This is a genomic window from Microcystis sp. M109S1 (assembly GCF_020247025.1).
Taxonomy (GTDB): domain Bacteria; phylum Cyanobacteriota; class Cyanobacteriia; order Cyanobacteriales; family Microcystaceae; genus Microcystis.
Genome location: NZ_JADBRW010000144.1, coordinates 1 through 14145, shown reverse-complemented (window position 1 = coordinate 14145; position 14145 = coordinate 1). Strand labels below are relative to the sequence as shown.

The following is a 14145-nucleotide window of genomic DNA, read 5'->3' as shown; positions in this document are numbered from 1 at the left end:
ACTCAATTGTATATCTTTTGGTATTAATTTGTTTGTGCCTTAAGTCGTTCCCTATATGAATTTCAGCTACTTTTGAGCGTAGGTTCTCTCATCTAATTTTATTTTCAGTTAGTTATTTGCATAGCAATTCCCGAAGAGCCAGAATCCGAAAGCACAGTCGAATTTGGGAGAAACAATCACTTTTTTCTGACTGATCAGGTGTTTCAAGTCCCCTCTCTAAAGGGACGATCGCGGTTTAGATTCTGGGGAAGAGGCGATCATTAGTATTGCTTAGATGTTAAGTTGGTAATCAGACTATAATCAACAAATGAATAGAAAACAGCGAAAAACCTATGATTCTATTTTTGTTGATCCCATCCGCCGTAACATCTTTTGGGATGATATAGCGGTATTCGCTTGAGTGAGATACAGACAAAGTCTTGCCTAGACTGACTCATAGCCTGTTGCACTATACCTCATTCGACTGCATACCGCTATAAGGTGATGGCTCAAGAGTGGGATTTGATCTTAATGAAATTTCCCTTAATATTCATTCCCCGCACCCCCAAAAGGAACTAAAAAGATACCCAATTAAAGCTATTCGTAAATTTTTAATTAAAGCAGGAGTAAACTAATGCAATACAAAGGCTATGAAGCTGTGATTGAATATGATGCCAGCGATCGCTTATTTTTTGGTCGTGTCATTAATATAGAAGATATTATTGTTTTTGATGGTCTTTCCGTTGATGAGCTAGAACAGGCTTTTCAAACCGTCATTGAACAATATTTAACGGATTGTCAAACCCTTAATAAAATCCCTACACCACCAACTTATTCCTTTGATGAGGCGACTACGACGGTAATAAATTAACTAATAGGTCTTTTTAAGTTTCGTAGGTTGACTTATGATATAATTGCTTCTATCAATCTCATTGCTTAAACATGAATTCTGTAGAGAGATATATAAAATCTCCTACCCCATTTATGGTTCATAACTGGGAAAAATTGCTACCTGATTGGCAAGTTCCTCCGCAAACTATCGTAATTGTCTTGATTAATTCTCAATTTCCTTTAGACGAAGAAGGAGAATTAATTGAACAGGAAAAAGATCGCCTACTTAAGCAATTTATGCAATGGGGTCAATCTTTCCATCTTATGAGTCAAAAACAAGGCTTCTTAACAGAAATCATTTGTCCTAAAGAAGGAATACCTCAATACTCAAAAAAAGGCGATGCTCATTTTGATTTGGTTGCCACGGTTCATCATTCATTGGGATTTAATTTTTCGACAGTTAGAGGCTGTAAAACTCTGCTGCATCCAAGATGGCATACTGCTGTCTATCCCGGACTTTTCTTGTCTGGGACGACAGCAGTAGCAGTTGAGTCAATTTTGACAGCAATTATGATTGGTGAAGCCGATATTTGACGAAATTGTCCCAAAAATTTGGCTAGTGACTAATAGCCATTTTTAAGCTTGCACTATCTTAGTTCGATGGGAACGACCGCGCCACCAAGCGAGTAGGGTACTAGCGATAAAAATACTCGAATAGGCCCCAGCTACGAAACCGATAATTAAAGCTAGGGCAAAATATTTTAAGGTGGTGCCACCAAAGAGAAAAATCGCCACCAGAGGCAATAAAGTGGTCAGGGTGGTATTAATCGAACGAGCTAGGGTTTGACTCACCGCATTATCGACAATTTCATCCACGGATAGTTCAGGAGTTTGGGCGAAATTTTCCCGCACGCGATCATAAATTACCACTGTGTCGTTAACAGAAAAGCCCACAATTGTCAAGAGGGAAACCAAAAATAAACTATCCACTTCTACCCCCGCAATTAAGCCTAAAACCGCAAATACGCCCACGGTAATTAGAACGTCATGAAAGAGGGCGACAATGGCAAAAAAAGCGTAATCCCGTTGAAAACGAAAGCTTAGATAGACGGCAATGCCAAAGAAGGAAACTAATAGGGCCAAAAATCCCGACCTAAATAATTCTTGACCGATAGTGGGACCGACGGTATCGATTTGACTGGTTTCGGGGTCAAAGGTGCCGATTTTCTGATTTAAAGTGTCGAGTAATTTTGTTCTCTGTTCTTCTACGAGGGTTTTCGTCCGCACCGATAAAGTATATTTATCCAAAACCTGCACACTACTATTACTCAATCCCTCCTCGTCTAAAATCACTTGCACTTCGGCAGTAGTTAAGGGTTTCTCACAGTTATTCTTTTTAGCACAGGCTAATTCTATCTGAATTCTCGTGCCACCAACAAAATCTAAACTCGGCCGCAAAGGCGCTTGAATAGTGAACCAAGAAATTACCATGGCCAAAATACTACCAATCGTCAGCAAGGCCGAGACTGTCCACCAAAAATTACGCTGTTTTGTAACGTTAAATGCCATATTGAGTAAGAGGTGAGTGGGGGTTGGGTGTTGGGGGTTGGGGGTTGGGTGTTGGGGGTTGGGGGTTGGGGTATTAGTTGAATTTCCCCATTTCCTTATTTCGCCATTTCCCCATTTCCCCATTTCCCCATTTCCCTAATAACTACTGGTTTGCTGGTAAATTAGGGCAGAAAAGTTGCGGTTTTTGACGGACGCTGGGGACGTTTAACACGGTGATTAACAGGAGCGTGCGACTACAGGTTAAAGCGGTAAACATACTCACAGCTACCCCAATGGCTAAAGTTAAGGCAAAACCTTTGACTAATCCCGAACCCAACCAAAATAAGGCACCACAGGCGATTAAAGTAGTGACATTACTATCAAGAATACTGGAAAAAGCCCGGTAAAATCCCGACTCTACCGCCCGAAATAAAGATTTTCCGGCCCTTAATTCTTCCCGGGTGCGCTCAAAAATCAGTACATTTGCATCAACAGCCATGCCGATACTGAGGATAAATCCAGCAATACCGGGTAAGGTCATCGTGACTCCCACTAAGGCAAAAGCCCCCAGAGAGAGTATAGTATAGATAATCAGGGAAATATCAGCGATGACACCGGGTAAACGGTAATAAACCGCCATGAAGATTAAAACTAACAGTAAACCCACTAAACCAGCGTAGATACTGCGACGGATGCTATCTTGGCCTAAAGTTGCCCCAACGGTGCGAATTTCTTCGACTTTGACGGGAAAAGGGAGGGAACCACCGCGCAATTGAATCGCTAGATCGTTGGCAGTTTCGGCGGTAAAATTACCAGTAATCACGGCCCTGCCTCCAGTAATACCAGTTTGGGCAAACTGCACATCAACCACAGGGGCGCTAATTAATTCATTATCGAGGAAAATCCCAATACTGCGACCAGTACCCGCGATCGCTTTAGTCAGTTCGGCAAATTTATTGCCCCCTTCCGAGTCGAAGGTAATGGCCACTTCCCAGTTAGTCCCTTGGGTGGAACTAATAGTGGCATTTTGCAGATTTTTTCCAGTTAAGTCCACCGATTCAAATAAATTTAAAATTGCCTGTTTAGATTTTTGCAGAGATTGTTCTAGTTCGGCAATTTTAGCGGCATTTTCGGGTTTATTCTCGGCTTTGAGGGCGGCTAATTCCGCTTTTTTTTGTTGAAAAATTGAATATTCAGCCCGAAATTCTCCTTCTGTACCTTGTTTTTGCTGACGAAATTCTAATTGGGCCTGAACATTTAAGTTTCTCTCAGCTTCTTTGGGATTTGTGACCCCGGGTAGTTGCACGATTACCTGATTTTTACTGTCCACAGTCTGCACTAATGATTCAGAAACACCGAGGGCATTAACGCGGTTTTCAATCACATTTTGTACCGCTTTTAAATCATTAGGTTGAATGGTTTTGACGGTTTCAGTGGGTTTAACCTGAATGGTTAATTGACTACCACCGCGCAGGTCTAAACCTAATTGTAGGGGTAACTTAATCAGGATGACGATCGAGGCAACAACTAGGCCGATGATCAGTAACAATAACCAATTTTGTCTCTGCATAACTTCGGTATCAAAAGGAGAATTTGTTAAATGCGATCGCTGACCATTTTCTGGACAGCTTCGACAATTTGATTAGGTTGAATAATCGTCAATCTTTCTAGATTACCGTTATAAGGTGTCGGTATATCTTGGGAAGATAATCTTAACACAGGGGCATCTAATTCATCGAATAACTGCTCATTAATTAAAGCAATTAACTCGGAAGCAATTCCCGCCGTTTTCATACATTCTTCCACGATAATCACCCTGTGAGTCTTGCGAATCGAAGCGGCGATCGTCGCCATATCAAAGGGTTTCAGGGAAATTAAATCGATAATTTCTGGATCGTAGCCATCTTTTTCTAACTGTTTTAATGCCTGTAAACAGTGATGACGCATCCGCGAATAGGTGAGAATGGTGATATCTTCTCCCTGGCGAACGATTTCCGCTTTATCTAGGGGTAAAAGATACTCGGTATCAGGTAAATTTTCCTTGAGATTATAGAGAAGAACGTGTTCAAAGAAAAGCACGGGGTTATTATCTCTAATCGCCGATTTTAATAAACCTTTAGCGTTGTAGGGAGTGGAACAAGCGACAATTTTTAGTCCGGGTACTGCGTGAAAATAGGCCTCTAAACGTTGGGAATGTTCCGCACCTAATTGTCTCCCCACACCCCCTGGACCACGGATAACCATGGGGATTTTAAAATTACCGCCAGAAGTATAACGTAACATCCCGGCATTGTTGGCAATTTGGTTAAAGGCAAGGAGAAGAAAACCCATATTCATGCCTTCAATAATCGGACGCAATCCCGTCATGGCTGCCCCCACTGCCATGCCCGTAAAACTATTTTCAGCGATGGGAGTATCTAAAACCCTTAAATCGCCATATTTTTTGTAGAGATCTTTGGTAACTTTGTAGGAACCGCCGTAATGACCCACATCTTCACCTAAAACAAATACTGTCTGGTCGCGGCCCATTTCCTCATCGATCGCCTGTCGCAAAGCATTAAATAATAGGGTTTCTGCCATATAAAGTCCCCGCTTACAATTCGGTCATCTTATCACTAAACTTATTATCTTACCCCTTTTCTGTCCCGAGGGAATAGGAAGTGGGGAAGTGGGGAGAGGGAATTATGAATTATGAATTATGAAGTGGGTAGATAGGGAGTAGGTAGGTGGAGAACGTAGGTTGGGTTGAAGCATGAAACCCAACTCCCGCATGGGTTACGCTACCGCTAACCCATCCTACAAATAATTGTGCCTCCCTACTGATGAATAAAAACAATTATGACTATAGATAATAGTCTATTCTAGTTACCGACAATCGGCCGGCAAAGAACTAAGATCAAGATCAAGCAATCCCCTACCGTTAAAGCTGATGAAATTACCCCGTCTTGCCGCTTTAATCATTGGTCTGAGCTTTATTTTCGGATTAATGTTGTGGTTAGTCAACTCTATCTATCGTCTTTACATCCAGATCGCCTTTACCGCTCCTATCTTAGCTAATATTCTGCTTTTGCTCATTATCGGACTGCTGGGCTTGCTGATCTACATTCTTTTATACTACTTTTACCTGCTGCCCCAGCGCCAAAAAAGTCGCCGCGGGTTGCGTTCTTCCTCCCGTCCACCCCTAAAATTACCGGTAGAAAAAACCGAGGCCGCCGGGGAAACCTTAAAAGCTATCCGGCAACAAGTGGATCAAATTCAAGATAAAGTAACCCAACAGGTTTTTGTTAAGCGTTCCCAAGAAATTGAGCGAAGTTTAGCCAGAAAAGAAGTTAAAATCATCGTTTTCGGCACAGGATCGGCGGGAAAAACCTCTCTAATTAACGCTCTCATCGGTCAAATGGTGGGCAATGTGGAGGCAACCATGGGAACCACGGAAAAAGGGGAAACCTATAGTTTAAAAATGAAAGGTGTGAATCGGGAAATTCAAATTACCGATACCCCCGGCATTCTCGAAATTGGTGCAGCCGGAGGTGAAAGGGAACAGTTAGCGCGACAATTAGCCACGGAAGCAGATTTACTTTTATTTGTCATTGATAACGATATTCGACAATCGGAATACGCCCCTTTATTGCGTTTAATTGATATGGGAAAACGTTCTCTCTTAGTCTTTAATAAAATCGATCTCTATAGCGATGAAGATCGAGACATTATTTTAAAACAATTACGAGAACGTCTTAAAGGAGTGGTCCTTTCCGCCGATATTATTGCCGTTGCTGCTAATCCCCAACCTGTGCAGTTAACCGGGGGACAAATGATCACACCAGAACCAGATATTTTAGCTTTAATTAAACGTTTGGCTTCAGTTTTACGGGCCGAAGGGGAGGATTTAGTGGCGGATAATATCCTCTTACAATCCCAAAGATTAGGAGAAGAAGCTAGGAAAATTATTGATCGCCAACGTCGTCGCCAAGCTGATAAAATTATCGATCGCTATCAGTGGATCGGTGCGGGAGTGATTGCAGTGACTCCCTTACCAGTGTTCGATCTGTTAGCAACGGCGGCGGTTAATGCTCAAATGGTCAGGGAAATTGGTCAAGTTTATGGCTGTGAAATTAACAGCGATCGAGGCAAGGAATTGGCCTTATCTTTGGGCAAAACTCTAGTTAGTTTGGGAGTAGTGAAAGGAGCAGTAGAATTATTAGCCAGAATCCTACAATTAAATTTTACTACCTATATAGTCGGTAAGGCAATTCAAGGGGTCAGTGCCGCCTATTTAACCCGCATTGCCGGCAAAAGTTTTATCGAATATTTCCGTCACGATCAAGACTGGGGTGACGGTGGTATGACGGAAGTGGTACAAAGACAATTTCAACTTAGTCGCAAGGAAGAATTTATTAAGTCTTTTGTGTCTGATGCGATCGGTAAAGTGGTACAACCTTTTCAGGATGATTGGCAGCAAGAAGAAGTTTTAGAAGCTAGTCGCGAGGATGATTGGTAAAGATCGAACCCGGGAGCAATAGGCAAAATTGTATAGTAATTGTTACAATCGTTTTGGGGTTCCACAAGGGCAAAAAAAGATGCGACAGCAAGTTATCGACTGGTTAAAAGAAAACGTCAACGAACACCGTCTGCGACATATTCTCGGTGTAGAGACCATGTGTATTGATTTAGCTAGTCATCACGGTCTCGATCCCGTCCAAGCAGGGCAAGCGGGATTGTTACACGATCTGGCCAAATTTTTCAAGCCCAAAAAACTGCTAAAAATGGCGGAATCGGCGGGAATAGACGTGGATAATATCTGTTTATCCCATCCCCACTTACTCCACGCCGATGTGAGTGCGATTGTCGCCCAAAAAGAATTTAACGTTACCGATGAGGAAATTCTCGCAGCAATTCGCAATCATACCCTCGGTCAACCCAATATGAGCGATCTTAGCTGTATAGTCTTTATTGCCGATGCCTTGGAACCCAATCGCGGCGATACACCCGAATTAAACGCCCTACGACAACTCAGCTATCAAAATCTCCATAAAAGCGTTCAACAAACCTGCGATTATTCCCTAAAATATCTTTTAAGTAGCCATTGTCCCATTCATCCCCGCACCGTGCTAACCCGCAACTGGGCGTTACAAATTGTTAAAGAACAACCAACAGAAACTAAAACCATTGATTAACATAATCTCAAGACTCGCTTACAACCACCTCAGTCAAAGGATAACCACAACCTGAATGACCAATCCCACTGGAATTATTACCCCCATCGCCGAAAATCTCAAGACCGAAAAGTTTCTGGAGACAATTGTTACCGCTGCCGAGGACAAGAAAGCGGGGGACATCGCCATCCTGAAAGTCGCCGATATCTGTTATTTAACCGATTATTTTCTGATTATTACCGGCTATTCTACCACTCAAGTGCGAGCGATCGAGGATGCGATCGAAGCCGCTATGGAACTAGAATGGCAACAATCGCCCCGACAAGTGGAAGGAAAAAGCGAAGGTAGCTGGATCCTGATGGATTATGGCGATATCATTGTCCATATCTTTTTACCAAAAGAGCGGGAATTTTATAATTTAGAAGCTTTTTGGGGTCATGCTCAACGTATTCCTCTACCTAGCAACCATTTAGAGGAGTAAAGTCCATGAAATCCTCCCTTGATTTCTGTCCCGTCCCAGAAGAACAGCAACCGGTTAACGAGTACGAACAATTAAAAGAATCTTGGTTTTTTCGTTGGGCTACCATAGATGTAGCCTCTTATACAAAAAAAATTCTCTGGTTATGGTTATGGACATGGTTAATTGTCGGACCGATTGCCGCCGCTAGTTTTCCCCTCAAAAAGGCCCCTTTTCCCTTCTTCTGTGCGGGGATTTTTGGCTCGACAATTTTGGTAGGATTGGTGTTATTGCGCTTGTATTTAGGCTGGATCTACGTCTATGATCGCTTGCAATCGGAGAAAGTATTTTATGAAGAGTCGGGTTGGTACGATGGCCAAATCTGGACAAAAACCGCCGCTATTTTAACCCGCGATCGTTTAATCGTCTCCTATCAAATCCAGCCCATTCTCCGGCGTTTACAAAAAACCGCTCTGATTCTAGGGGCAATTGTCGCTATCAGTGGTCTTTTCTGGCTATTTTTCACTCACTAACCGCAACCAATCACCAATCTGAATGAATAGGGTAAAACGTTCACCAACCCACCGCTTAGAAATTCATCTCCTCCGGGAAGGTATTATTGAATCGGTCCATCATGTCGAGGCCGCTATTTGCGATGACCGCGGCCGGGTGTTATCCACCGCCGGCAGCGCCGAAACTAGCGCCTTTATTCGTTCGGCCCTGAAACCTTTTCAAGCGCTGGCTGTCACCAGTACCGGCACCCTCGAACGCTCCGATCTCAACGATAAGGATCTAGCCATTATCTGTAGTTCTCACCAAGGCACAGTGGAACAGGCCCGTCAAGTCTTTAATATTCTCTGGCGCGCCGATATCGATACCAATGCCCTGCAATGTCCCCTCCCAGAAGGTAAACGCAGTCGTCTGCAGTACAATTGTTCTGGTAAACACGCCGGGATGTTAGCGGTGTGTCAACAGCGCGGCTGGCCATTAAATACCTATCTCCGGCGTTCTAGTCCGATACAGAAGCTAATTTTAAGCAAAATTGCCGAATTATTGGGAATGCCGGGAGATGAATTAATCAGCGCCCACGATGACTGCGGCGCGCCCACCTATTCAATGCAGTTGGGGCAAATGGCCCATCTCTACGCCCAGTTAGCCTCTGGCAACCGTTTAGACTTAGAAAGAATCGTCCGCGCCATGACCTATCATCCCCGCATGGTAGCGGGAGAAGGGGCTTTTGATACGGAATTAATGCAGGTTAGCCAAGGGGAAATCGTCAGTAAAGCCGGGGCCGAAGGTATTCAATGTATCGGGCGCGTCGGTGAAGGTTTAGGATTAGCAATTAAAGCTTTAGATGGTTCCAAACGGGCTAAATATGCCGCCGCTTTGCAAATTCTCAAACAGTTAGGCTGGATTACTCCCAATGTGGCCGAATCTCTCTCGGAAAAATTCCTCAAAATCGGCAGTTATACCCGCTTGGAAGTGGTGGGGGAAATGGCTTTATTATAAGTAGTGGGTTGACCAAGGGTAACACATCAAAAACTTTTCTTTTTGGTGTGTTAGGGCAGTATTTATAAGTAGCTGGTTATAATTAAATTAAAAATGGATTTTAGGTTCGATCCCCCCTGCCCCCCTTGATAAGGGGGGTGCCGATAGGCGGGGGGATATCCCCTTGATAAGGTAGGGTTGATTCATGAATCAACCCTACCCTTGATAACGGGGGTGTCTGATAATTTTTAACGCCTACCTACTTATCTTGATTTTTTTCCTCAAAAACTGAACTTCGGAGTACAATACAGATGACTAAATTAATTCAAGAAACTTTCGAGCAAATTGCACTGCTTTCTGAAGAACAACAAGATAGCCTGGCAACCTATCTAAAAAAACACCTAGCTGAATTTTTAGAAGAAGCGGAAAAAGAACGACGAATTGCAGAAGGGACTTATACTATAAGTGATTTTAACGAAAAAACTCAACAAGCTATTCAGAATATTGAACAGCAAAAAAACTTAACTGTTTGCCAAGATCAAGTTGAACTGTATCAGCAGCTAGGAATTTAATGTTATTACCCATTTTTGAAAATCGCTTTAAAAAAGATATTAAACGACTGCAAAAACGGGGAAAAGATATGACCAAACTGAAAAATGTCATTGATAAATTACTTCAAAAGCAAGAACTAGAACCTAAATACAAAGATCACGCTTTGATGGGAAACTGGAATGGATATAGGGATTGTCACCTAGAACCAGATTGGCTTTTAATTTATAAAATCACAGACACCCATCTTTTTTTAGTGCGCTCTGGTTCCCATGCGGATTTATTTTAATATTCGGTCAATCTTTTAAGTAGAGCTTACTGCCAGATATAATTCAGAAACTAAGCGACGAAACTGCCATTTGGCCAGTTGTGTGGCTTCTAGATTCGCTCTGGGTACTTATTCAGCAAACCCTATTTATATCTTGATTTTTTTCCCTAAAAACAAAGGACTGCCTAACCAACCCAGTTAACTCAAATTATAGCCCATAAAAATACCCCCCAATTCTGTATAATTAAGGGGTATGGGTTATATTAACAGGGAATTTAGCCTATTTCTGTGGTTTCTTTTTCGATAGAATGATTGCGTTTTACTTGGCGTTTTATGGTTGCACCAGCACCGAGTATTCCTAGAGAAAAGAGTCCTAAAATTGATGTGGGTTCGGGAACTTGTATAAGGCGTGTATAAACTACCTCAACATCAACAGGTAAATCTATAAAGCCTACCTCTATAAGTCCTGGTGATTGTTCTTTTCTTTTACTAGAATTTGCAACAATGTTAACGGAATCCGTAAAATATGGAAACAAATCTTTTCTTTTACTAGAACTTACATCAACGTTAACGGAATCCGTAAAATATGGAATATAAAATGCATCTGTTCCTAAAGATTCAAATGACAGATTTTCAGATACATTAGTAATATAAAAGTTTATACCCTGAGCAGAAGCATTCATGGCAGCTAAAGCATCTTCTTCAGTAAACACATCAAATAGTGGAGGTGTGCCATAGATATCATTTACTGTTCCTCGTTCAAGAATAATATTGTAGGTTTTTGAGATACCCGTACTTGGCAAAGTAAAAGACACTCCATTTACACCTTTGATTACACCAGGACTTGAAAATACAAGTTCAACGGCCTGACTTGGTAAACTAACAATACAGGTTGTTATCCCTACCGTAGCAATAGGTACAGAGAACAGGGCGCAAAAACGAAGAAACTTCATAAAAAAACTCTATCAGTAAAATAATTAATGAAAGTGTAAATAAATCAAAATTTACTTTCAAGACCCATAAAAGCCCTATAAAGAAATATAAAGACACCAAATTTGCATTTTGCGCTATAATATCAGGCAATCCTGACTTAACTCCCTGTTTAAAATCATCCTATGAACTCATTCGATATTCAATCTTTTATAATAACTATTGATGAGCTTGTTTTCTCCCATACAGGAGAGCATTTAGACGATCTTCAGCATGAAATCTTAGAGGGAGTCGTCAATCATCAAAAATACGCCGAAATAGCTCAAAAAAATCATCGTTCTCAGAAATATATCAAGGAAACAGCAGGTAAATTATGGAAAACCTTATCAGAAATATTAGGAGAGGAAGTCAGCAAGGCTAACATTAAATCTAGTTTACAAAGATATTATCATTCTAATTTCTCTAACTCTAGTAATATTAAAGACGTTATACAAATCAATAGCGGTAATTTTTGTACTGGAAAAGAGAACAGTGAATTACACTCATCTAAAATTTATCAACAAGCTAAATTAGAAACCATCCCCGAATTAATCAAAGAAGGTTTAAGCATTGAACAAATTGCTAGAGTTTTAAAACTTCCCCTAGAATTAGTGCGATCGCAATTAGAAGAATTTGAGTAAGTCCCCGGCAACATCACTTATAATATAGTTATCTTATTATTACCCTGAGCCAATATGAAAGTAAATGTTATTTTAGAACCAAGCGAGGAAGGAGATTATAATCTTTCTGTTCCTTCTCTCCCCGGTTGTATTAGTGAAGGACATAATCTCGAAAAAGCTTTGAGCAATATTCAAGAAGGTATGGAACTTTGTCTCGAATTAGAGGAAAAAGAACGACGAATTGCAGAAGGGACTTATACGATAAGCGATTTTAACCAAAAAACTCAACAAGTCATTCAGAATATTGAAGAACAAAAAACCTTAACTGTTGTCAAAGATCAAGTTGAACTGTATCAGCAGCTAGGAATTTATCGCTAACCTTATTATCTGATGTCATTAATCTCTAGAGTCAGCGATTCCCTCTGTAGTCATGTTTTTGCTGGTTTTCTGCGCCGAAACCAACTATAATGCTCGAAAGGTGAAAAGGGACTAAAAGCGCTGATTGAGTTAATCCGCGATGGTAAGGTGAGTCTGCGCTATCTAGTCTCGTCGGGGGCTTTGGCTACTGGGGTTGAGATAAACTAGATTTAATAACTGAAAATCCGGGGTAATCACTCATGTTACAATCCCTAAAAATTGAAGGCTTTCGCGGGTTTCAGAGTTTTGAGATGGCCAATCTTGGTCGAATTAATCTCTTAGTGGGTAAAAATAATAGCGGTAAAACTTCTATTTTAGAAGCGATTCTTATTTATGTTTCTAAACTTGATATAGGAAAAATACAAAAAATTTTTAACCATCGGGGCGAGTATTCTCATAGAGAAATAGATGCGGCTAATCTTCTCGGTGGGAAAGTGCAATCTTATGATATAAAAAATTTATTCTATAAATACTTACTAAAGGATAATCAAAAAATAGTTATTTATGAGCCAGATAAACCAGCCAATCGGGTGATTTTAAGTATTCAATGTACATCTAAAGAATTACTCTCTAAAGTCAATAAAAATAATTTACAAGCCATAGGTAGTTTTTGCTTAGTGGTTGAATTTGAGCATCAGGAAAAAGTCTATTCTTTATCACCTGAAGGGGAGATTTTACAGATAAATTTAAACGATAAAAAACCGTCTCAGGATTTTAAAAAACTCAAATTATTTTGGATTGCTCCTCAATCTATAGCAGTTAATACAAACAGATATTTTTTCAGTCAAAGTCTGCTTAACTCTACGGATAACCTAGTTATCGAAGCTTTAAAAATCATTGAACCTAAAATAGAAAAAATTGCGACTACCGAAGAATTTCAACAGTCTCCATTTAATCCTGAATGGGTAGGACGCGGGGGATTTATGGTTAAACTTGCCGGAGCAGAAGAACCAGTTTCGATTGGCAGTTTAGGCGATGGAATTTGGCGAATGTTAGGATTAGTTTTAGCGATGGTTAATCTTGAAAATGGAATTTTATTAGTTGATGAAATTGATAGCGGATTGCATTTTACTGTCATGACTGATATGTGGAAAGTAGTCTGGGAAATTGCCAAAAAACTCAATATTCAGGTATTTGCCACCACTCACAGCCGCGATTGTTGGCAAAGTTTAGCCGAATTAATTACCGAAGAAAAAATTACTGATAACGAGATTACTATTCAAAGGATAGATAGGGAAAAAAGCCAATCTGTTATCTTTGATCCAGAAGAAATTGTTATTGCCGCTAAAAGTAATCTTGAGGTGCGTTAACAATGCCTAAAATAGAGACAAAAAAGTTATTAGTGGAAGGTGCAGAGGAATTGAGAGTTATTCCCCAATTAATGGCAGCAAATGGAGTTACTTGGAATAGAGGGGAAGAACCATTAAATATCATAAATTGTGATGGTGTTGAAAATTTACTAAAACCTAAATACATCTCTACACAACTAAAAACTCCTAACGGACTAACTCATTTAGGAATTGTCATAGATGCAGACGAAGAACCTAATAATCGTTGGAAAAGTTTATATAATGCCTGTTTACCAAATATACCTAGCTTACCTCAAAATTTACCAGCAGAGGGATTAATTATGACTCTAGAATCGGGGATAAAATTCGGTGTGTGGATGATGCCAGATAATCAATCTAGAGGGATGTTAGAGACTTTTTTAGCCTATTTAGGGTTTGCTGAAAAAGTTATTGAAAAGTACAGGTCTCTTAATCAATGATTTCACTTAGCTACAAGTATAAGCTTTAGTTGTTGATTAATCTCTAAGTCATAATTTATTGTCATCATTGACCGAGAAAAAGTGCGGTTTTTCCATTT

17 protein-coding genes and 1 pseudogene are annotated in these 14145 nt (G+C 40.6%); 14 read left to right on the top strand and 4 right to left on the bottom strand.

The window, feature by feature from the left end; genetic code table 11:
- The first annotated feature begins 613 nt into the window (after positions 1 to 613).
- Positions 614 to 850 carry a type II toxin-antitoxin system HicB family antitoxin gene (locus IM322_RS06850; protein ID WP_158201394.1) on the top strand — a complete coding sequence of 79 codons (237 nt, stop codon included), beginning with the start codon at positions 614 to 616 and terminating at the stop codon, positions 848 to 850.
- Between the two features lie 71 nt (positions 851 to 921).
- Entirely contained in the window at positions 922 to 1404 is a 483-nt protein-coding gene (locus IM322_RS06845) for a methylmalonic aciduria and homocystinuria type D protein (RefSeq protein ID WP_286826396.1), read from the top strand.
- A gap of 42 nt (positions 1405 to 1446) precedes the next feature.
- Here the strand turns inward: IM322_RS06845 and secF are convergent, their stop codons facing one another.
- The 3 genes from secF to IM322_RS06830 all read right to left on the bottom strand — a co-directional run bounded on the left by secF (position 1447) and on the right by IM322_RS06830 (position 4938).
- Positions 1447 to 2379: a protein translocase subunit SecF gene (secF, locus tag IM322_RS06840; RefSeq protein WP_287676014.1), complete on the bottom strand. Its 933-nt coding sequence runs from the start codon at positions 2377 to 2379 to the stop codon at positions 1447 to 1449.
- A 142-nt stretch (positions 2380 to 2521) separates the two neighbouring features.
- Positions 2522 to 3928, bottom strand: coding sequence for a protein translocase subunit SecD (gene secD / locus IM322_RS06835; protein ID WP_287076998.1), 1407 nt, complete (start codon positions 3926 to 3928; stop codon positions 2522 to 2524).
- A gap of 26 nt (positions 3929 to 3954) precedes the next feature.
- On the bottom strand, positions 3955 to 4938 hold the full coding sequence (locus tag IM322_RS06830) for an alpha-ketoacid dehydrogenase subunit beta (protein WP_287676015.1): 984 nt from the start codon (positions 4936 to 4938) through the stop codon (positions 3955 to 3957).
- A gap of 349 nt (positions 4939 to 5287) precedes the next feature.
- Between IM322_RS06830 and IM322_RS06825 the strand changes: the two genes are divergently transcribed.
- From IM322_RS06825 to IM322_RS06795, 7 genes are all read left to right on the top strand, one after another.
- Entirely contained in the window at positions 5288 to 6856 is a 1569-nt protein-coding gene (locus IM322_RS06825) for a YcjF family protein (protein WP_287676016.1), read from the top strand.
- A gap of 79 nt (positions 6857 to 6935) precedes the next feature.
- Entirely contained in the window at positions 6936 to 7532 is a 597-nt protein-coding gene (gene yqeK, locus IM322_RS06820) for a bis(5'-nucleosyl)-tetraphosphatase (symmetrical) YqeK (protein WP_286826401.1), read from the top strand.
- Between the two features lie 55 nt (positions 7533 to 7587).
- Entirely contained in the window at positions 7588 to 7992 is a 405-nt protein-coding gene (gene rsfS, locus IM322_RS06815) for a ribosome silencing factor (RefSeq protein ID WP_287676017.1), read from the top strand.
- Positions 7993 to 7997: 5 nt separating this feature from the next.
- Positions 7998 to 8501, top strand: coding sequence for a CGLD27 family protein (locus IM322_RS06810; RefSeq protein WP_287676018.1), 504 nt, complete (start codon positions 7998 to 8000; stop codon positions 8499 to 8501).
- Between the two features lie 22 nt (positions 8502 to 8523).
- Positions 8524 to 9477 (top strand): asparaginase, encoded by a 954-nt coding sequence (locus IM322_RS06805; RefSeq protein ID WP_287676019.1) that lies wholly within the window; start codon positions 8524 to 8526, stop codon positions 9475 to 9477.
- Between the two features lie 290 nt (positions 9478 to 9767).
- Entirely contained in the window at positions 9768 to 10028 is a 261-nt protein-coding gene (locus IM322_RS06800) for a hypothetical protein (protein WP_287676020.1), read from the top strand.
- Positions 10028 to 10294, top strand: coding sequence for a type II toxin-antitoxin system YafQ family toxin (locus IM322_RS06795; RefSeq protein ID WP_061432532.1), 267 nt, complete (start codon positions 10028 to 10030; stop codon positions 10292 to 10294). The genes IM322_RS06800 and IM322_RS06795 overlap by 1 nt, the downstream gene beginning before the upstream one ends.
- Positions 10295 to 10548: 254 nt before the next feature.
- Here the strand turns inward: IM322_RS06795 and IM322_RS06790 are convergent, their stop codons facing one another.
- Positions 10549 to 11226 carry a PEP-CTERM sorting domain-containing protein gene (locus IM322_RS06790; RefSeq protein ID WP_287676021.1) on the bottom strand — a complete coding sequence of 226 codons (678 nt, stop codon included), beginning with the start codon at positions 11224 to 11226 and terminating at the stop codon, positions 10549 to 10551.
- Positions 11227 to 11388: 162 nt separating this feature from the next.
- On the opposite strand from IM322_RS06790, the gene IM322_RS06785 reads away from it, so the two are divergent.
- The 5 genes and pseudogenes from IM322_RS06785 (at position 11389) to IM322_RS06770 (ending at position 14047) form a co-directional block, all read left to right on the top strand.
- Complete coding sequence (locus tag IM322_RS06785; RefSeq protein WP_287676022.1) at positions 11389 to 11883, top strand: helix-turn-helix domain-containing protein; 495 nt, start codon at positions 11389 to 11391, stop codon at positions 11881 to 11883.
- 54 nt (positions 11884 to 11937) lie between these two features.
- Entirely contained in the window at positions 11938 to 12240 is a 303-nt protein-coding gene (locus tag IM322_RS06780) for a type II toxin-antitoxin system HicB family antitoxin (protein ID WP_287676024.1), read from the top strand.
- Between the two features lie 105 nt (positions 12241 to 12345).
- Positions 12346 to 12435 (top strand): annotated as a pseudogene (locus IM322_RS23235) (divergent PAP2 family protein); the annotation flags it as partial.
- A 44-nt stretch (positions 12436 to 12479) separates the two neighbouring features.
- Positions 12480 to 13589: an AAA family ATPase gene (locus IM322_RS06775; RefSeq protein ID WP_287676026.1), complete on the top strand. Its 1110-nt coding sequence runs from the start codon at positions 12480 to 12482 to the stop codon at positions 13587 to 13589.
- Between the two features lie 2 nt (positions 13590 to 13591).
- A complete protein-coding gene (locus IM322_RS06770; protein WP_287676027.1) occupies positions 13592 to 14047 on the top strand; it encodes a DUF3226 domain-containing protein in 456 nt (151 codons plus the stop codon).
- Positions 14048 to 14145: the final 98 nt, after the last annotated feature.